Consider the following 18,453-nt stretch of genomic DNA (forward strand, 5'->3'; position numbering starts at 1 on the left):
TGCCTGTGAAGGGGATTGGTCGTGGTCATGGGGCCTCCCGGCCTGGACTGAGGAGCGGAGGGAGCGAAGCGACTGGAGTGACGAGGGAAGGCCGGGAGTCAAGGCCCCATGACCCTGCCGGCGCCGGAGGCCCGGCCAAAAGCACCGTCGTGCTGGTTCCTGGACTCGGTGAGGAAGGGTGAGAGGACGCGACCTAGCTGATCGGCCACCGCCGCCGGGGGAGGGCCGGGCGTGACGATGTGGCTGATGACGACGCGCAAGGCGACGTCCACGCAGCTGGTCGCGTCCTCCGCGGGGACCTCCGGCCAGTGCTCCCTGACATGAGCATCCAGCCGGAGGTGGGCCAGTTCCAGCACTTGCTGCCCCCGTGTGGTCAGCACCTGACTGGCCTGGTCCGATCCCGGCTGGCTCAACGCCGCCCGCACCAGCGGGTTGTCGCCGGCCAGGGTGAGCGCCCGCTCGACCGCGGCCCGCAGGCCGTCGATCGGGTCGGACTGCTCGGCCAGCGCGGCGTTGACGTCCAGCAGGAACCGTTCGGTCTCGCGTGCCGCGACAGCCTCCAGCACGCCCCACTTGTCGCCGAACTCGTTGTAGACGGTCTGCCGTGACACACCGGTCCGGCGGCCCACCTCGGCCATCCGGAGTCCGTCGTACCCGCCGGCGACGATCGCGTCGTACGCGGCGTCCAGCAGCTCGTCCCGCAGGCGGCGCTTGGTCCGGTCGGCGAACGAGTCCATGCAGACGAGGGTTTACATTTTCCCTTCAGATGTCAAGTGCTCGGACAGAGTCGCTTCAGTTGTCAAGTGCGGAGAAGTGCGCCGCGTCGCCGGTCCGCGGCGTACTGCGGACGCCGTCGATGCTGACCGGGACGTGGCCGGCCAGGGTGATCCGGTGCAGGCGGCGCGGCTGGTCGTCGTAGTCCGCGACGCCGTAGTGCTGGGTCGCCCGGTTGTCCCAGACCGCCAGGTCGCCCGGCTGCCACTGCCAGCGGACCGTGTTGTCGAGATCCGTGACGCGTTTCTGCAGCAGCTCGAACAAGGCGGTCGTCTCGGCGGACGTGAAGCCGACGAACCGCCGGACGAAATGACCTAGCACCAGCGCCCGCTCGCCGGTCTCCGGATGCACGCGGACGACCGGGTGCTCGGTCTCGAACAGCTTCGACACGAACTGCTTGCGATGCTCCTCGATCTTCACGTCCACCCCGCCGATCCGGACCTCGTCCGCCGCGCCGGCGTAGTCGTACACGTTGCTGTGCACCGCCCACAGCCGGTCGACCAGCGCCTGCAGGGCAGCCGGCAGATTCGCGTACGCCGCGACCGTGTTGGCCCACGTGGTCGCGCCGCCGTACGTCGGCAGCGTGACGGCCCGGAGGATGCTGATCGCCGGGATCCGGTCGACGAAGGTGACGTCGGTGTGCCAGCTGTTCGCCTTGCCGTAGTCGGAGTCGATCGGCAGCACGTTCGTGGCGCCCTCGACGCTCTTCGAGGTCGGGTGCGCGAGGGTCGGCGTACCGAGCTGCTGGGCGAACGCGAGCTGGCCGGCGTCGTCCAGGTGGTGCTGCCCGCGGAAGAAGATCACCTTGTGGGTGAGCAGGGCCTGCCGGATCGCGGCGACGGTCTGCAGGCTCAGATCCTCGCCGAGCGTGACGTTGCCGATGACGGCGCCGATCGCGCCGCCGGCCTTGGTGACGGTGATCTCCGGTGCTTCCAGCTGGGTGGTCATGGTGGGCTCCCTCTGGGTCACTACCCCGCGCCCCGAGCGAAGCGAGGGGGTTGTTGGTCAATTTCTATAATCCAACTGTTTTACTAGACATTGAGTTCGTTTCGGGATGCGAGACCGACGGGGCGGGCGGACGACGTAGGGTTGGGGACGTGTCAACCGCCGCGATCCAGCCCACCCCCGCCACCGCCGATGTGCCGGAACTGGTGGTCGGTTTCGACCTCGACATGACGCTGATCGACTCCCGGCCGGGGATCCAGGCCGTCTGGGACCTGCTCGCCGCGGAGACCGGCGTAACGATCGACACCGATCTGGTGGTGAGCCGCCTCGGGCCGCCGCTGACCTGGGAGATGGCCAACTGGTTCCCGCCGGAGCAGGTCGACGCGATGGTCTCGCGGTACCGCGAGCACTATCCGGCGCACGCGATCACCGGCAGCCTGCCGCTGCAGGGGGTGGCAGAGTCGCTGGCCGCGATCCGGGCGCTGCGCGGACGGACGATGGTCGTGTCGGCGAAGTACACCCCGTCGGTGCGACTGCACCTCGAACACCTCGGCCTGGACGTCGACGAGCCGGTCGGTGACCTGCACGGAGCCGAGAAGGGTACGGCGCTCCGCGAGCACCAGGCCACGATCTACGTCGGCGATCACACCGCCGACATCGACGGCGCGCACGCGGCCGGTGCGGTGGCCGTGTCGGTCGCGACCGGCCCGTTCACCGCCGACGAGTTGCGTGCGTACGGCGCCGACGTCGTACTGAACGACTTGACCGAGTTCCCCGCGTGGCTCGATGCGTACGTGCTCGAGCAGCGGCTGGAAGCGTTGATGCGGCGGTTGTCGAGCTACGACAAGATGGTCGTCGCCTTCAGCGGTGGCGCCGACTCCGCGTTCCTGCTCGCGGCCGCGGCACGGGCGATCGGTCCGGCCAACGTGGTCGCGGCGACCGCGGTCTCGCCTTCGTTGCCGGTGGCGGAGCTGGAGCCGGCCGCACGATTCGCGGACGGTCTCGGCGTACGGCATGTCACCCCGCACACGCACGAGATGGACCGCGAGGGGTACCAGGCCAACGCGGGCGACCGGTGTTACTTTTGCAAGGCCGAGCTGGTCGAGACGCTGCAGCCGATCGCGGACGAGTTCGACATCACCGCGATCGCTACCGGGACCAACGCCGACGACGCGATCGCCGGGTTCCGGCCGGGGATCCGGGCCGCGTTCGAGCGGGGTGCACTCACGCCGCTGAAGGATGCGCGACTGACCAAGGCGCAGATCCGCGCGGCGTCCCGCAGTTGGGGACTGGAGACCTCGGACAAGCCGGCCGCCGCGTGCCTGTCCAGCCGGATCGCGTACGGCATCCGGATCACGCCGAACCTGCTGGCCCGGGTCGACCGCGCCGAACAGGCGGTCCGCTCACGGCTCGCGGCGTACGGCGTCCAGAACGTCCGCGTCCGTGATGTCGGCGAGACGGCGAGCATCGAGATCGACAAGCACTTGCTGGATCAGGTCGACCAGCAAGCACTTGTTGATGCGGTCATGGCCGAAGGTTTCCCGGCCGCCAAGCTCGACCCGCGCGGCTTCCGGTCCGGCTCGATGAACGAACGATTGAAGGAGCCGGACAAGTACCGATGAGGTATCGGGCGAATCGGATGCGGTTCAGGTAATTTCCCGGAGGCGCCGCGGCGCTGGTTCACGTACGCTGGGTTCCCGGTCGGGCCGCCTGCCCGATCTTGTTCCGACGATTGACGCGAAGAGGTTCCCGTGCCCGTTGGCAAGGTGAAGTGGTACGACTCCGACAAGGGGTTCGGCTTCCTCAGCAAGGAGGAAGGCGGGGACGTTTACGTCCGCGCCGAGGCGCTGCCCGCGGGAGTGACCAACCTCAAGCCGGGCCAGAAGGTCGAGTTCGGTGTCGTCGAGGGACGCAAGGGTGAGCAGGCCCTGCAGGTCCGGCTGATCGACCCGCCGCCGTCGGTGGCCAAGGCGATGCGGCCGAAGCCGGAGGAGATGCAGCTCGTCATCGAGGACCTGATCAAGCTGCTCGACAACCTCGGCGAGGGCTACCGCCGCGGCCGCCAGCCCGACGGCAAGGCCGCCCGCCAGGTCGCCACCGTCCTGCGCGGAGTAGCCGACAAGCTAGACATCTGACGTCCCGCGACGGTCGATCAGGGACTGGATGCCGTCCAGGACTGTGGTCAGGCCGAAGGTGAACTCAGCCGCGTCGAAGTCGCCGGCGTAGCCCTCGGGCGGTGGTTGCTCGAGGGTGGCCGCGATCCCCGGGAAGCGGTCCGGGGTGGCGAGCATGGTGAGCCGCTCGGTGTAGAGCCGGTCGGCCTCGCGGGCCGCGTCCGGCTCGGAGTCCATGTGTGCGGTGAGCTGCGCCGTGCCGCGGACGTAGATGTTCACCAGGAGCATCGACGACAACCGGTCCTGCGGCGACAGCGGCGTACCGTCGAACGCGTGCAGCGCCGACTCCATCCAGGTCAGCTGGTTCGGTGACAGCGGTGGTTCGAACACCGGGATCTGCAGGATCCACGGATGCTGCCGCAACCCGTCGCGGAACGCCTCGGCCCACGCGGTGATCCGGTCCCGCCAGCCGGAATGCGCGTCCAGGTCCGGGGGCGCGCCGAACGCGTGGTCGAGCATCACGACGTACAGGTCGTCCTTGGCGTCGACGTACCGGTAGAGCGACATCGTGGTGAAGCCGAGTTCGGCCGCCACCTTGCTCATCGAGACCGCGGCCAGCCCGCCCGCGTCGGCCAGCTTGATCGCCGCCCGCCCGATATCACTGATATGAAACGCCGGCTTAGGCCCCGGCCGCTGCCGCCCCTCGATCCCCCACAACAGTTGCAACACCCGCGGCAGTTCCTCCTGGTCGCCCACCCTGCCAGCCCCTTCCTGCATCGGCCCCACCCCTCCGCCGAGCGGAGTGAGGCTTCTTTTGCTTTTGACTGTTTACATCATAGACAGATACCGCTTATGGTCTGTGTATGGCGCACACAGTGTGCGGCGTAGACAGATAATCCGGAGGGGTGTCATGGGTACGACGGAACGAGCGGGACGCAAGGAGTGGATCGCGCTCGGCGTGCTCGCACTGCCGCTGCTGCTGGTCTCGATGGACGTCTCGGTGCTGTATTTCGCGGTCCCGTTCATCAGCGCGGACCTGGGCGTGTCGGCCACCGAGCAGCTGTGGATCTTCGACATCTACGGCTTCGTGCTGGCCGGCCTGCTGATCACGATGGGCTCGCTCGGTGACCGGATCGGGCGGCGCCGGCTGCTGGTCCTCGGCGCGGTCGGGTTCGGGCTGGCGTCGGTCGCGGCGGCATACGCACAGAGCCCGGAGCAACTCATCGCGGCCCGCGCGGTGCTCGGCATCGGCGGCGCGACCCTGATGCCGTCGACGCTGGCGCTGATCCGGAACATGTTCCACGATCCGGCGCAGCGGTCGAAGGCGATCGCGTTCTGGAGCGCGGTGATGATGGGCGGGATCACACTCGGCCCGGTGCTCGGCGGGTTCCTGCTGGAGCACTTCTGGTGGGGTTCGGTGTTCCTGATCAACACCCCGGCGATGGTGCTGCTGCTGATCCTGGCGCCTTTGCTGCTGCCGGAGTTCAAGACCCCTCGGGCTGGGCGTTTCGACCTGATCGGGTCGGTGTTGTCGCTGGCCGCCGTACTGCCGGTGATCTGGGGGATCAAGGAGCTCGCGGCGCACGGCGCGTCCGCGTTGCCGGTGGTCGCGATCGTGGCCGGCGTGGTCTTCGGGGTGCTGTTCGTCCAGCGGCAGCGGACCGCGGCGTACCCGATGCTCGAGCTGTCGATGTTCCGCAACCGCGCGTTCAGCGGTTCGCTCGCGGCCAACACCGTCGGCACGCTGGCGCTGGTCGGTAACGCGGTCTTCCTGACCCAGTACCTGCAGTTGGTGCACGGGCTGAGCCCGTTCAAGGCGGCGCTCTGGTCACTCGCGCCGTCCGTGCTCGTCGGCGGTGCCGCTCCGCTCGCGACGGTACTCGCGGGGAAGATGGACCGCGCGTATGTGATCGGTGGCGCGTTCATCCTGGCCGCTTCCGGGTACGGCGTACTGACTCAGGTGCACGCGGACTCGTCGCTGGCGGTGCCGCTGACCGGTGCCGGTCTGCTCGCGGCCGGGCTCGTGATGGTGATGTCCCTGGTCACCGAGGCGGTCGTCGGATCGGTCGCTCCCGAACGCGCCGGCTCGGCCTCCGCGGTGATGGAAACCTGCGCGGAGTTCGGCGGCGCCCTGGGGATCGCCGTCCTGGGCTCCATCGGTACGGCGGCCTACCGCGCCGACCTCCCGTCCGACCTTCCCGCCGACGTCGCGGCCCCGGTCCGCGAAGGCCTTCCCGCCGCCACCGCCGCAGCCGCCCACCTCCCCTCCCAGGTGGCCGACACCGTCCTCACCACCGCCCGCCACGCCTTCACCCACAGCATGAACGTGGTCGCCGTAGTCGGCTGCCTACTCCTCCTCACCACCGCAGTAGCAGCCACCCTCACCCTTCGCGGCACCACCCCACCCCACCCCACCTCCACCGACGACCCCACCTCCACGGACGACCCGACCTCCGCGGACGACCCGACCTCCGCGGACGACCCGACTTCCTCGGGCGCCCCCACCTCCTCGGGAACCTCCACCGCCACCGATCAGCTCCAACTGACCACCTGACCGCTCACCGGGACCTAGGACAACAACTGGGGCCTTCAGACATGACACAACCTGTCTGAAGGCCCCAGAAGCTGTCCCACCCCGCAAGATGTGGAGGAGTTCGGGTGGATGGTTGTGGTCAGCGCGGCGGCCGGCGGGTGTCCCCACCCGGGCGCCGGCGGAACAGTCCGCGGTCGCGGCCGCGCTCGACAGTCGGCTCTTCGGCCCACGACTTGCGGTCCTCGAGCGTGTCGTCGGCGTCATCGTCCGGCTGACCACTCCACCACCGCCCAACCGGCTGATCCGGTCGCGCAGACCCCCCACCCCGCCGCGGCTCCTGCGAAGCCGATCCATCCGGCCGCCCACCGGATGCCCCGCCACCGCCACCCCGCCGCGGCTCCTGCGTGGCCGAGCCATCCGAGCGCGCACCAGCTGGCCCATCACCCCGCCGCGGCTCCTGCGAGGCCGATCCGCCCTGCCGCGGTTCGTGTGAACCCGAACCACCCGACCGCGGGTTCTGTGGAGCCGCGCCGTTCGGGCGCGGGTTGTGCTCGTCTGCCTTCCACTCGACGGTGGGTTCGTCGTGGGTGCTGGAGCGTTGGGAGCGGTTGGCGCGTTGTTCGGCGACGCTGGTGGTGAGGATGGTTCGCGTCGTGCTCTCGGAGCGGGGAGCCTCGGCGTCGTGCGGGTGGTGGGATCCGCCGGCGCGCGGGCCGCCGACGCCGCCTGGTTTGAGGGGGCCGGCGGCCGGCTGAGTTGTCGGGCGCATCCGGATCACGAAGAAGACGACCAGGAGCAGCACGCCGGCGAGGAAGCCGAAGCCCAGGCGGGGGATGAGGGGCAGGACGATCCCGCAGCCGCCGCCGATCACCCACGCCAGTTGGAGCACCGTCTCCGAGCGCGCGAAGACCGACGTACGCACGGACTCCGGAACGTCGCGCTGGATCATCGCGTCCAGCGACAGCTTGCCGAGCGAGCTGCAGAGGCCGGCGACCAGGCCGAGCGCGATCAGCACCGGGAAGCCGTAGAGCACCGCCACCCCGACCGCGACCGCCGCGTCCGCGAACAGCACGACCAGGACGACCGTCTCGGGTTTTCGGGCCTTGAGCAAGGATCCGACCAAGGTGCCGAGGCTGTTGCCGATGCCGGCCGCCGCGATCACCGCGGCGACGGCGATCGCGCCGTCGACTCCGCTGATCGGTTTGTCCCGGAGCAGGAAGGCCAAGTACATGGTCAGGAAGCCGGACACGAACCGCAGGCCGATGTTGCACCGGATCCCGCGCGCCACCGCCGCCGTGATCGCGCGCCGCCTCGCGTCGCGCCCCGCCGTACCCGTCACCTCTTCGCCGGCCGGAGAGTCGACCGCGCTCGGCAGCCGGATCGCGAGGATCAGGCCGATCGTGTAGACCAGCGCGGCCCAGCGCAACGACCACTCCGGACCGATCGCGGCGAACGCGCCTGCGAGCCCGGCGCCGATCGTCGCACCGGCGACACCGGCCAGCGAGATCCGGGAGTTGGCCGTGACGAGGGTGATCTCTTTGGGCAGCAGCCGTGGAACGGCGGAGGCGCGGGTGACGCCGTACGCCTTGGAAGCGACCAGGCAGCCGAGGGCGGCCGGGTACAGCCAGGCCGAGTTGTGGGTGGAGATGGAAGCGGCCAGGCTCCAGACCAGGAACCCGCGCAGCCCGAGCGTCGCGCCGATCGCCCAGCGGCGACCGTGCCGGAACCGGTCCAGGATCGGGCCGATCAGCGGCGCCATCAACGCGAACGGCGCCATCGTCAGCAGCAAGAACAACGCAACCCGGTCGCGAGCCTGGTCGCTCGGCACCGTGAAGAAGACCGTCCCGGCCAGCGAGACGGCGAAGGCGGTGTCACCTGCGGCGTTCACCGCGCCCAGCTCGATCAGCCGGGACAGGCCCGACTCCCGGGCGCCTTGCGCACCCGTCAGGCCGCGGATCCGCCGCCCGGTCGCCTTGCCGACCTTGCCACCGACCTCGGCCGTCTTCTTCGAGGCCGACGCGAAACCAGTGGCACCGACCTTCGACGCGTGCCCGACCTTCTTACTCGCACTCCCGAGCTTGTCCCGCGCCCCGGCGATGCGCTCGCCGGGGGACTTCCCGTCGGCCCCCGTGCTGCCGGTGCGCTCTGCACCGCCTCCCGCGCCACCGCGCGACTGGTCGCCGGCGGACTTGCCGCCGGGCGTCGCCTTCGGGTCGGCGGGATCCGGGGAGTGCATGGAACCATCCTGCCTCGTACCGGGGACAGACCGCAGTCACCGCGCGTACAGGCTGTGGATTGTGGACCGCCGACGGCGGTTCGAACCATTGGGTGGGGCGTGCGAGAATGGGCGATTGTGACCCCCGTCAGAACTCCGGAACTCGTGCGTGCCAAGGCCGACGCCGTCTGTGTCGCGGCCGTCGAACCGGCCCGTGAGGCCGCGATCGCCGAGGCCGGCGCCGCGCACATCGGGGAGCACCTCGGTCACCTGGTCGAGGGCGAGCGCCTCGTCACCCACTACTTCGCCTCCACCCACCCCGGGTACCGCGGCTGGCGCTGGGCGGTCACGCTGACCCGCGCCTCCCGGGCGAAGACGGTCACCGTCAACGAGGTCGTCATGCTGCCTGGCGACGAGGCGATCGTCGCACCGGAGTGGGTGCCGTGGTCGGACCGGGTCCAGCCCGGCGACCTGCGCCCCGGTGACCTGTTCCCGACGCATCCGGACGACCCGCGCCTCGAGCCCGGCTTCACCGACACGGGCGCTCCCGAGGACGTCCTGACCGTCGTCGAGGAGCTCGGACTCGGCCGCGAGCGCGTGCTTTCGCCGTACGGGCGGGAGGACGCGGCCGAACGCTGGTACGGCGGGGACTTTGGGCCGACGTCCGCGATCGCGCAGGCCGTTCCGTACAAGTGCCACTCGTGCGGGTATTGGATCCGCTTGGCCGACAGCCTCGGGCAGGCGTTCGGCGCGTGCACCAACGAGATGGCACCGGGTGAGGGTCGCGTCGTCGCGTACGACTACGGCTGCGGCGCACACTCCGACGCCGTCATCGACCTCCCCGACCAGCCCTCCGCCGAACACGCCTTCGACACCACCGGCTACGACACCCTCGAGCTGGCCCAAGCGGCCAAGTCCGACGCCCTCGAAGCCGAAGCCGTCGAACCCGAGGTAGACGTAACCAAGGCAGCCGCCGAAGAAATCGCCCAGGCCCCGGAGACCCCCCAACCCGCCGAGCCCACCGAAGCTCCCGCCGACCCCGAGCCAAACGAGGCCTAAACAACACCGCCTCGACCTGCGAAGGGTCTCTTGGCTGCCACACGGGCTGAGATGTCGGCCAGTCGTGGATTTCGGCTGCTTCTCGGGAGATCTACGACGCCTTTTTCACGACTCGGTGAATGGGTCGGGGTGGAACTCACGCCAGTACTAACCGCCGATCACATCCGCCCGTGACATCAGTTCGCGGCTCCGCCGGAGGCGGCGAGAGTCAGCCGCCGCCGAAGGCGGTGTCCGGGTTAGTCTTCGGTTTCGGGGCGGTGGCCTGCTTTGATGGCGTTCCAGCGGCGTACGCAGTACCAGAGGCCGATGAGGCCCAGGCCGAAGCCGGCGACGGTGACCCAGAGCCACCATTCGAGGCCGTCTTTCTTGAGCTCGTCGCGGAAGATCAGGACGACGACGAAGGCGATCGCCCAGCCGATGATGCCGACGATCACGCTGGGGATGCCGGACAGGTCGAGTGGCTTCACCTCGGCGTGGACCAGTTCGCCGCGGGCGAGCTGACTCGTCGGGTCGTTGCGCTTCTTGGGCGCCGCCTGCTCCTCCGTCACGCCCCCAACCTTAGCCTGCGCGCAGATAACAGCTTGTCGTCAGTGCTCGCAACCTGTCGGTGGGAACTGGCACGATGCGCTCATGAGCTCGCCCCAGGCCGCGACGGCCCGCTCCGGATCAGGTTTTCTCGAGTCTTTCTTCAAGATCAGTGAACGTGGATCCACCGTCAGCCGGGAGATCCGCGGCGGGCTGGTGACGTTCTTCACGATGGCCTACATCGTCGTGCTGAACCCGCTGATCATCGGCACCGTCAAGGACGGCACCGGCCAGTTCGTCGGTGGCGGCACCGACCCGGCCGCGTCGATCGCGAAGATCGCCGTCGCGACCGCGCTGGTGGCCGGCGTGGTCACGATCCTGATGGGCGTCGTGGCGAACTTCCCGCTCGCGCTGGCGACCGGCCTCGGCCTGAACGCGTTCATCGCGTTCTCGGTGGCGACCAAGATGACCTGGGCCGACGCGATGGGCCTAGTGGTGCTGGAGGGCCTGATCATCCTCGTCCTGGTGCTGACCGGGTTCCGCAAAGCGGTGTTCGAGGCGGTGCCGCTGCAGCTGAAGATCGCGATCAGCGTCGGCATCGGCCTGTTCATCGCGTTCATCGGTCTGGTCGACGCGGGCTTCGTCCGGCGTCCCGCCGCGGCCGGCGGTCCACCGGTCGAACTGGGTGTCGGCGGCAACCTTCGCGGCTGGCCGGTGCTGGTGTTCGTGGTCGGCCTGATCCTGATCGTCACGCTGTACGCGCGGAAGGTGAAAGGCGCGATCCTGATCGGCATCCTGGCCGCCACTGTCCTCGCGATCGTCCTCGAGGCGGTCACGAAGGTCGGCGCCCGGACCGCGGACAACCCCGGCGGCTGGGGCCTGAGCGTGCCGAAGCTGCCGGACGACTGGTTCACCAAACCCAACCTGGACACGATCGGCGAGTTCAGTCTGTTCGGATCCTTCGAGCGGGTCGGCGTGGTGTCCGCGCTGCTGCTGGTCTTCACGCTGATGCTGGCCGACTTCTTCGACACGATGGGCACGATGACCGCGATCGGCGCCGAGGCGGGCCTCCTCGACAAGGACGGCAACCCGCCGAACGCGCAGCGCATCCTGATCGTCGACTCGGTCGCGGCCGCCGCCGGTGGTGCCGCATCGGTCTCGAGCAACACGTCGTACATCGAGTCGGCCTCAGGTGTCGGTGAGGGTGCGCGGACCGGGCTGGCGAGCGTGGTGACCGGGATCTGCTTCCTGATCTCGATGGTGGTCGCGCCCCTGGTCACCCTGGTGCCGTACGAGGCGGCGACGCCGGCGCTGATCCTGGTCGGATTCCTGATGATGACGCAGGTGAAGGGGATCGACTTCGACGATATCGAGGTCGCGTTCCCGGCGTTCCTGACGATCATCCTGATGCCGTTCACGTACTCGATCTCGGCCGGCATCGGCGCCGGTTTCGTCGCTTTCGTGATCCTCAAGGCGGTCCTCGGCAAGGCCCGCCAGATCCACCCGCTGATGTGGGTGGTGGCCGCGCTGTTCGTCGTCTACTTCGCCATCGGCCCGCTCGGCGACTGGCTCACCTGACGCAGCTCGAGGTACGCCGCTCTGGCCGTGAAGAGATCACGCAGTTCGGCGCTGACGTTGTCGAGGAACTCGGTCCGGTACGTCGAATCGGTCAGCAGCGCGATCGAGTAGTAAAGCCCGGTGAAGTTGGCGATGCCGACGGCAACCTTCACCAGCGACGCGCTGATCAGCAGCTCGTGGTTCAGCAGTGTGATGTCGTACGACCAGGAGCCGGGCTCGACGCCCCACTGGTCATAGATGTGCGCGCTGATCGCGAGCATGCCGAAGGCAACGAAGAACAGGCCGACGCCGGCGCTGACCACGAGGACCTGCATCCATTGCCGGATCACCAGGCTGATGCTGATGTTCAGCCGCTGGATCCGGCGCAGCGGCGGGCCGGAGCCGGCATCGCGTTCGATCGCGTCCACCTCGCGGGGCAGCCGGATCAGCAGGAACAGCGTGCTCAGCACGGTGAAGGCGATCACCGAGAAGACGATGAACGCGACCGGCATGCCGGCGAACACCTGCCACATCTCGGTGTTCACGAACAGCACCAGTGAGAACACCAGCAGCAACGGCAGCGCCCGGACCAGGCTGGCGACCGAGTTTGCCAGCTCGCCGGCGAGTCGGCGCAGACCCCAGTACGTCGTCGCGATCAAGCCGTAGCCGACCACGACGTACACGGCACCGAGGAGCAGGAGGTTGCCGAAGGCAATCCCGAAGAACTGCCGGACCTGGCCCTGGGTCACCAGCGGGAACAGCGCCGGCACCAGCACGAAGACCGCTAGTTCAGGGATGCCGAACCGGGTCGGCAACGACCAGAACGGACGGCCGCGCAGCTTGTTCAGCGCTCCGAACGCGCCGATCAGCACGATCAGGGCGGCCACCGAGGCCAGCAGGTTCTGCCACCACCGCCAGTCCAGGGAGGTGGCGCCGATCATCTCGGACAGGAACACCAGCACGAGCAGTGGTGTGGCCCGGGTGAAGATGTCGTGCGTCGGCGAGAAGTCCTCGATGAACAACGGCAGCCCCGCTCGCCGGAACCGCTGCTCGTAGCGCTCGAGCTCAGCACTCGTCCCCATGCCCGCGACCCTAGTCGGCCGACGTCGGGCGATGCCATCCGGCGGCGCCGGTGGCCGGAGGGCACTTCCGGGGAATACCACGCCTCGGTAACTCGTTTTCGTTAGCAAAGGTAATGAGTTAAGGTAACGGTATGCCCGAAGTCGTAGCACAGCAGGTGAAGAGTGACGTCGGGCTGGCGAGTGCCCTGAGGTCGTCCACGTTGCGGTTGTCCCGGCAGATCCGGCGACAGCGTGAGCCTGGTCACGACCTCACCGCCAACCAGCTCAGCGTGCTCGGCGCGCTGTCCAAGCACGAGGCGATGACGATCGGCGAGCTGGCCGCTCACGAGCAGGTCAAGCCGCCGTCGATGACGCGGATCGTGACCAACATGGAGGAGGCGGACCTGGTCGTCCGCCGCCCGCACCCGACCGACAAGCGCCAGATCATGGTCGAGCTCACCGCGCACGCGGACGAGCTGATCACGGCGAACCGCCGGCGCCGCGACGAGTGGCTGCAGACGAAACTCAAAGAACTGACTCCCGAGGAGCGCGACATCCTGCGCAAAGCAGCCCCTGTTCTCGAACGCCTGGCGGCCAGGTGAGCCCCACTTTCCGCGCGTTCAAAGTTCGTAACTTCCGTCTCTACGCCTCCGGTGCGATCGTCTCGAACGTCGGCACCTGGATGCAGCGGGTCGCCCAGGACTGGCTGGTCCTCGAGCTGACGCATTCCGGTACGGCGCTCGGCATCGTCACCGGACTGCAGTTCCTCCCGGCCCTTCTGTTCGGCCCGTACGCCGGTCTGATCGCCGACCGTTTCCCGAAGCGACTGGTGCTGACGTGCACCCAGATCGCGATGGCCAGCGTCGCCCTGGTCCTAGGTGGTCTGACGATCGCCGGAGTGGTCCAGCCCTGGCACGTGTATCTGCTGGCCCTGCTGTTCGGTGTCGGCACCGCATTCGACGCCCCGACCAGGCAGGCCTTCGTGGTCGAGATGGTCGGTCGCGAAGAGCTCTCCAACGCGGTCGGGCTGAACTCCGCGTCGTTCAACGCGGCCCGGCTGCTCGGCCCGGCGCTGGCCGGCCTGCTGATCAACTGGATCGGCACCGGTCCGGTGATCCTGATCAACGGATTCACCTACGCCGCCGTCATCCTGTCGCTGCGACTGATGCGGGTCTCCGAGTTGCACACGCCCAAGCCCGCGGCCCGGGACAAGGGCATGATCCGCGACGGCATGCGCTACCTGTGGCGCCGGCCGGACTTGATGATGGTGCTGGTGGCGGTGTTCTTCGCGGGCACCTTCGGGCTGAACTTCCAGCTGACGTCGGCCCTGATGGCGACCGAGGTGTTCCACAAGGGCGCGGGGGAGTACGGCATCCTCGGCTCTGTGCTCGCGATCGGCTCACTCGCCGGTGCGCTGCTGGCCGCCCGCCGGGTCCGGATCCGCAGCCGGCTGGTGATCGGCGCGGCCCTGGCGTTCGGTGTGTTCGAGATCGTCAGTGCCGTGATGCCGACGTACCTGACCTTCGCGGTGGTCCTGCCGCTGGTCGGACTGGCCTCACTGACCATGCTGACCTCGGCGAATGCGACCATGCAGTTGAGCATCGAGCCGACCATGCGCGGCCGGGTGATGGCGCTGTACATGACGGTCCTGATGGGCGGTACGCCGATCGGGTCGCCGTTCATCGGCTGGGTCGGGCAGGAGTTCGGCGCCCGGTACTCGCTGATCGTCGGTGGTGGGATGACCGTGCTCGGGACGGTCGGGTCGGTGCTGTACTTCAGCCGCCGGCGCGGCCTCGCGATCCGGCCGCGGCTGCTGCCCCGCCCGCGCCTCGACGTGTTCCCGCAGACCGAGCTCCTCGGCGAGAAGGCCGTGGTCGGTGCCGCCCCACACGAAGCCGCCCGACACGAAGCCGCCCCGCACGAAGCCGCTCCGCAAGAAGCCGGGAGCAGGCCCGCGGCGAAGGACGTGGGTCCGCAGGTCGCCTAGGGCCGGATCCGGGTCAGCAGGCGCGCCGCGAAGAACAGCGCGTCGACGTCGGTCCGGCGTTCGGTCATCATCGCGGCCGGGTCGTGCCGTGGCTTCGGGCGCTCCAGCGGCGTCCGGGCCGTGCTGATCCGGAGGAAGCCGCCAGTGCCGAGCCGGCTCTGGTTCGGGGTCCACTCGACGTCGATGATGTCGCCCAGTGGTACCGACCACGGGTTGCCGTCGGCTAGCTTCTTCCGCCGCGCCGTCCGCTTGTAGGCGAATACGAGCCGCCCGGTCTCCACCGACACCGTCGCGTCCCGGCCCTCGAGCCGGTCCGGTGCCGCCGGAGGCGCGACCAGCCACCGTACGGCGGGTGTCGCCGGCACATCCCGCCGTACGAGCATCGTCCGGATGTCGGTGGCCAGACTCTCCGCGAGGGCTCGATCGGCGACCGGGAAGTCGTACGGGGTGATCAGAGCGTCGAAGTAGCCGCCAGTGATCGACTGGAGCGGATCGGCGTGCTCACGCAACACCAGTCGAAGCATCGGAGGGTCCGAACTCACTTCGATGCTCTTCAGAGCCTCGACCGGCACAACCCGCTCACCGAGCCGCGTCCGCAACGAACTGCTCAACCTGTCCAGTCCGTCGCGCGGTCCGTCGTACCGCACCCGGAGCGTGCCCGCTCCGTCCCAGCCGACCGTCCCGTTCGTGCTCTTCAGCTCACCCGCCGCCACCTCCCCATGATCGCCGTTGAGCCGGGTCACCGTCAGGTGCTTGCACCCGACCCTCACATCCCTCCTCCCCTCTTCTGCTTTTCCTGCCCTCGCCGAAGGGAAGCTTGCACGTCACCGCCACAATGGGGTGTGACTCATTACGATCTCGTCATCATCGGGACTGGTTCGGGGAACACGATCGTGAACCACCGGTTCGCCGACTGGAAGGTGGCGATCGTCGAGCGCGGCACGTTCGGCGGCACCTGCCTGAACGTGGGCTGCATCCCGACCAAGATGTTCGTGCACACCGCCGACCTGGCCGCCACGCCGTCGGTGAGCTCCCGGTACGGCGTCGACGAGCAACTGCTCGGCGTCCGCTGGCCGGAGGTCCGGGACCGGATCTTCGGCCGGATCGACCCGATCGCGGCGAGTGGTTCGGAGTACCGGCACCACCACGCCGACAACGCCAACGTCACCGTGTACGACGGCACCGGCCGGTTCACCGGCGTCAAGGAACTGACCGTCGACAACAAGGACGGGACGACGGGCGTGTTCAGCGCGGACCGGTTCGTGCTGGCCGCCGGTAGCCGGCCGATCGAGCCGTCCATCCCCGGCCTCGAGGACGTCGGCTACCACACCTCGAACACGATCATGCGGATCGAGCAGCTGCCGCGCCGGCTCGGCATCATCGGCAGCGGCTTCGTGGCCGCCGAGTTCGCCCACGTCTTCTCGTCGTACGGCGTCGACGTCACGCTGATCGCGCGCTCGAAGCTGCTGCTGCGCCACGAGGACACGGACGTGGCCGAACGCTTCACCGAGATCGCTCGCGGCAAATACGACGTACGCCTCAATCACGAGACGATCCGGGTCACGCGGCAGCACGACGGGACGATTCTGATCAAGACGCTGGACCCGGACGGCGCCGACGAGATCGTGGTCGACGAGCTCCTGGTCGCAGTCGGTCGTACGCCGAACTCCGACGTGCTCAACCTGGACGCGACCGGGGTCGAGGTCGACAAGGAAGGCCGCGTGGTGGTCGACGAGTACCAGCAGACCACCGTCGACGGCATCTATGCGCTCGGTGACGTGACCACGCCGCACCAGCTGAAGCACGTCGCGAACCACGAGGCCCGCGTGGTGAAGCACAACCTGCTCAACCCCGACGACCGGATCAAGGCCGATCATCGTTTCGTCCCGCACGCCGTGTTCAGCTCGCCGCAGATCGCCGCGGTCGGCCTCACCGAGCAGGAGGCCCGCGACCGCGGAATCCCTTATGTGGCAGGCGTCGAGCAGTACGCCGACATCGCGTACGGCTGGGCGATGGAGGACACCACCGGTTTCGCGAAGATCCTGGCCGACCCGAAGACCGCGCAGATCATCGGCTGCCACATCATCGGACCGCAGGCGTCCGCGGTGATCCAGCCCGTCATCCAGGCGATGAGCTTCGGCCTCGACGCGGTCTCGATGGCGCGCAACCAGTACTGGATCCACCCGGCCCTGTCCGAGTTGATCGAGAACGCGCTACTCAAGATCAAACTAGACCCGGAAGGCTGAGATCACGTCGCCGACCGCGTCCAGCGTGTCGAGGTCGGGCAGGCTGATCATCACCTCGGCGACTCCGGCCTCGGAGAGTTCGCGGAAGCGGCCGATCTGGTCGTCGATCGTGCCCGCGTTGACCGAGGCGGCGTACCGGGCCGGGTTCACGTTGCGCGGCCGCAGACCGTTCACCAATGCCTCGAGCTCGCGAGAATCCTTACCCACAAGGGTTGTGGACAGATGGGTGAGCTCGACCTTTCCAGACAGATAGGAAGCATGCTTGCGGACCGCAGCGACGTCACCGAAGACGTTGACCGCATCGGCATACCGGGCGGCCAGGCGCAAGGTCCGCGGACCGCTGCCACCAACCAGCACAGGCAGGTGCTCCTGCAACGGCCGCGGATAGCAGGTGGTGTCCGGAACGTCGAGCACCTTGCCATGGAACGGTTTGTTGCCTGGTCCCCATAAAATCGGCAGCAACTGCAACGCGTCCTCGAGCAATGCGTAGCGTTCGCCGACCGATGGAAAGGGCCAGCCATAAGCCTTGTGCTCCGCCTCGAACCAAGCCAGTCCCACACCACAGACAGCTCGGCCACCGCTCAAGACGTCGAGAGTTGCGGCGATCTTCCCGAGGTGCGCAACGTTCCGGTAGGTGATTCCGGAGACCAGAGTGCCAAGGCGCATCCGTGTGGTGCAGGCAGCGAGATATCCGAGTGTCGTCCAACTCTCCAGGAAGTCGTCCCAGGCCCGCCCCACCTGCGGGATCTGCCGGAAGTGATCCATCACGTAGATCGCGTCGAACCCCACCGCCTCAGCACGCGTAGCCACCTCGCGGATCCACGCCGCGGTCCCGGTCCGGCCGGCCTTGTGCGTGTAGCTGCTCAATTGCAGCCCGAACCGCAACCCGGTCGGCGTCTCGACCTGTCGGGCGGCCGCCGCACCGGACTCGACGAAGGTCGAAGGTACGACGCGCAGCGCGGTCGGCTGCAGCACATCGTCGTACCCCTCGTCCGGCAACTCCTTCTTCACCGCATTCCACGTACGCAGTTGCGCGGTCAGCACGTCGGCCGGTATCCGCTTCGACCGTGAGCGGTTCCGTCGCCGGCACTCGGTGGCCGGAGTGTCGAAACCGACTGCCACACAAGGCATTCCGGCTTCGCGCGCCAGTCCGAGCCACCGCATCCGCCGGTCGCGATCCAGTCCGAGCGTGTCGATCACCGTCGTCAGGCGCCGACCGATCCGTTGCCGCACCACCTCTTCCAGCAACGCGAACGCGTCCGTACTGGCGGCGATGTCGTCCTCCCCGGCCCCGACGAGTGCGCGCAGCCGATCACTCGACACGATCAGCTCCGCCCCGAACCGCTTCGCCGCCCACGTCGACTTCCCTGACGCCCCAGGCCCCACCAGAACCACGACACAGGGCGACGGCAACTTCCGCTCATCCATGAAAACGAG

The 18,453-nt window shown here is 68.4% G+C and carries 16 protein-coding genes; 8 read left to right on the forward strand and 8 right to left on the reverse strand.

What is annotated here, in order from left to right; genetic code table 11:
- Positions 1–98: 98 nt before the first annotated feature.
- On the reverse strand, positions 99–737 hold the full coding sequence (locus AB0E63_RS36030) for a TetR family transcriptional regulator (RefSeq protein ID WP_360376138.1): 639 nt from the start codon (positions 735–737) through the stop codon (positions 99–101).
- A 55-nt stretch (positions 738–792) separates the two neighbouring features.
- Complete coding sequence (locus AB0E63_RS36035; protein WP_360376141.1) at positions 793–1,722, reverse strand: TauD/TfdA family dioxygenase; 930 nt, start codon at positions 1,720–1,722, stop codon at positions 793–795.
- Positions 1,723–1,871: 149 nt separating this feature from the next.
- On the opposite strand from AB0E63_RS36035, the gene larE reads away from it, so the two are divergent.
- Together larE and AB0E63_RS36045 are read left to right on the forward strand one after the other, a co-directional pair.
- Entirely contained in the window at positions 1,872–3,341 is a 1,470-nt protein-coding gene (gene larE, locus AB0E63_RS36040; RefSeq protein WP_360376143.1) for an ATP-dependent sacrificial sulfur transferase LarE, read from the forward strand.
- Positions 3,342–3,470: 129 nt separating this feature from the next.
- A complete protein-coding gene (locus tag AB0E63_RS36045; protein WP_360376146.1) occupies positions 3,471–3,854 on the forward strand; it encodes a cold-shock protein in 384 nt (127 codons plus the stop codon).
- On the opposite strand, the gene AB0E63_RS36050 is transcribed toward AB0E63_RS36045, so the two are convergent.
- The gene (locus AB0E63_RS36050; protein ID WP_360376148.1) at positions 3,843–4,610 is read right to left on the reverse strand and encodes a TetR/AcrR family transcriptional regulator; all 768 of its coding nucleotides are present in this window, start codon (positions 4,608–4,610) and stop codon (positions 3,843–3,845) included. The two genes, AB0E63_RS36045 and AB0E63_RS36050, sit on opposite strands and share 12 nt — an antisense overlap.
- 133 nt (positions 4,611–4,743) lie before the next feature.
- On the opposite strand from AB0E63_RS36050, the gene AB0E63_RS36055 reads away from it, so the two are divergent.
- Positions 4,744–6,387 (forward strand): MFS transporter, encoded by a 1,644-nt coding sequence (locus tag AB0E63_RS36055; protein WP_360376151.1) that lies wholly within the window; start codon positions 4,744–4,746, stop codon positions 6,385–6,387.
- 118 nt (positions 6,388–6,505) lie between these two features.
- Here AB0E63_RS36055 and AB0E63_RS36060 read toward each other — a convergent pair whose 3' ends face one another.
- Complete coding sequence (locus AB0E63_RS36060) at positions 6,506–8,602, reverse strand: MFS transporter (protein ID WP_360376154.1); 2,097 nt, start codon at positions 8,600–8,602, stop codon at positions 6,506–6,508.
- A 117-nt stretch (positions 8,603–8,719) separates the two neighbouring features.
- Between AB0E63_RS36060 and AB0E63_RS36065 the strand changes: the two genes are divergently transcribed.
- Positions 8,720–9,640, forward strand: a complete 921-nt coding sequence (locus AB0E63_RS36065; RefSeq protein ID WP_360376157.1) for a DUF3027 domain-containing protein — start codon at positions 8,720–8,722, stop codon at positions 9,638–9,640.
- Positions 9,641–9,876: 236 nt separating this feature from the next.
- On the opposite strand, the gene AB0E63_RS36070 is transcribed toward AB0E63_RS36065, so the two are convergent.
- Positions 9,877–10,188 carry a DUF2530 domain-containing protein gene (locus AB0E63_RS36070; protein ID WP_360376160.1) on the reverse strand — a complete coding sequence of 104 codons (312 nt, stop codon included), beginning with the start codon at positions 10,186–10,188 and terminating at the stop codon, positions 9,877–9,879.
- Between the two features lie 82 nt (positions 10,189–10,270).
- Between AB0E63_RS36070 and AB0E63_RS36075 the strand changes: the two genes are divergently transcribed.
- Complete coding sequence (locus AB0E63_RS36075; RefSeq protein WP_360376163.1) at positions 10,271–11,743, forward strand: NCS2 family permease; 1,473 nt, start codon at positions 10,271–10,273, stop codon at positions 11,741–11,743.
- On the opposite strand, the gene AB0E63_RS36080 is transcribed toward AB0E63_RS36075, so the two are convergent.
- A complete protein-coding gene (locus AB0E63_RS36080) occupies positions 11,704–12,804 on the reverse strand; it encodes a hypothetical protein (protein ID WP_360376165.1) in 1,101 nt (366 codons plus the stop codon). The two genes, AB0E63_RS36075 and AB0E63_RS36080, sit on opposite strands and share 40 nt — an antisense overlap.
- Positions 12,805–12,935: 131 nt before the next feature.
- Between AB0E63_RS36080 and AB0E63_RS36085 the strand changes: the two genes are divergently transcribed.
- Together AB0E63_RS36085 and AB0E63_RS36090 are read left to right on the forward strand one after the other, a co-directional pair.
- A complete protein-coding gene (locus AB0E63_RS36085; RefSeq protein ID WP_360376168.1) occupies positions 12,936–13,385 on the forward strand; it encodes a MarR family transcriptional regulator in 450 nt (149 codons plus the stop codon).
- Complete coding sequence (locus AB0E63_RS36090) at positions 13,382–14,770, forward strand: MFS transporter (RefSeq protein WP_360376170.1); 1,389 nt, start codon at positions 13,382–13,384, stop codon at positions 14,768–14,770. The genes AB0E63_RS36085 and AB0E63_RS36090 overlap by 4 nt, the downstream gene beginning before the upstream one ends.
- On the opposite strand, the gene AB0E63_RS36095 is transcribed toward AB0E63_RS36090, so the two are convergent.
- Positions 14,767–15,540, reverse strand: coding sequence for a DUF4429 domain-containing protein (locus tag AB0E63_RS36095; protein ID WP_360376173.1), 774 nt, complete (start codon positions 15,538–15,540; stop codon positions 14,767–14,769). The two genes, AB0E63_RS36090 and AB0E63_RS36095, sit on opposite strands and share 4 nt — an antisense overlap.
- A gap of 72 nt (positions 15,541–15,612) precedes the next feature.
- Between AB0E63_RS36095 and AB0E63_RS36100 the strand changes: the two genes are divergently transcribed.
- Entirely contained in the window at positions 15,613–17,016 is a 1,404-nt protein-coding gene (locus AB0E63_RS36100; RefSeq protein WP_360376175.1) for a mycothione reductase, read from the forward strand.
- Here the strand turns inward: AB0E63_RS36100 and AB0E63_RS36105 are convergent.
- Positions 16,999–18,444, reverse strand: a complete 1,446-nt coding sequence (locus AB0E63_RS36105; RefSeq protein ID WP_360376178.1) for an LLM class flavin-dependent oxidoreductase — start codon at positions 18,442–18,444, stop codon at positions 16,999–17,001. The genes AB0E63_RS36100 and AB0E63_RS36105 overlap by 18 nt on opposite strands.
- Positions 18,445–18,453: the final 9 nt, after the last annotated feature.

The sequence above is a fragment of the Kribbella sp. NPDC026596 genome, from assembly GCF_040638415.1.
GTDB lineage: Bacteria > Actinomycetota > Actinomycetes > Propionibacteriales > Kribbellaceae > Kribbella.

What these genes read in the sequence shown, in the direction of transcription:
- AB0E63_RS36030 (WP_360376138.1), bottom strand. Translation starts at nt 737, where the DNA reads ATGGACTCGTTCGCCGACCGGACCAAGCGCCGCCTGCGGGACGAGCTG.
- AB0E63_RS36035 (WP_360376141.1), bottom strand. Translation starts at nt 1,722, where the DNA reads ATGACCACCCAGCTGGAAGCACCGGAGATCACCGTCACCAAGGCCGGC.
- AB0E63_RS36050 (WP_360376148.1), bottom strand. Translation starts at nt 4,610, where the DNA reads ATGCAGGAAGGGGCTGGCAGGGTGGGCGACCAGGAGGAACTGCCGCGG.
- AB0E63_RS36055 (WP_360376151.1), top strand. Translation starts at nt 4,744, where the DNA reads ATGGGTACGACGGAACGAGCGGGACGCAAGGAGTGGATCGCGCTCGGC.
- AB0E63_RS36060 (WP_360376154.1), bottom strand. Translation starts at nt 8,602, where the DNA reads ATGCACTCCCCGGATCCCGCCGACCCGAAGGCGACGCCCGGCGGCAAG.
- AB0E63_RS36075 (WP_360376163.1), top strand. Translation starts at nt 10,271, where the DNA reads ATGAGCTCGCCCCAGGCCGCGACGGCCCGCTCCGGATCAGGTTTTCTC.
- AB0E63_RS36080 (WP_360376165.1), bottom strand. Translation starts at nt 12,804, where the DNA reads ATGGGGACGAGTGCTGAGCTCGAGCGCTACGAGCAGCGGTTCCGGCGA.
- AB0E63_RS36085 (WP_360376168.1), top strand. Translation starts at nt 12,936, where the DNA reads ATGCCCGAAGTCGTAGCACAGCAGGTGAAGAGTGACGTCGGGCTGGCG.
- AB0E63_RS36105 (WP_360376178.1), bottom strand. Translation starts at nt 18,444, where the DNA reads ATGGATGAGCGGAAGTTGCCGTCGCCCTGTGTCGTGGTTCTGGTGGGG.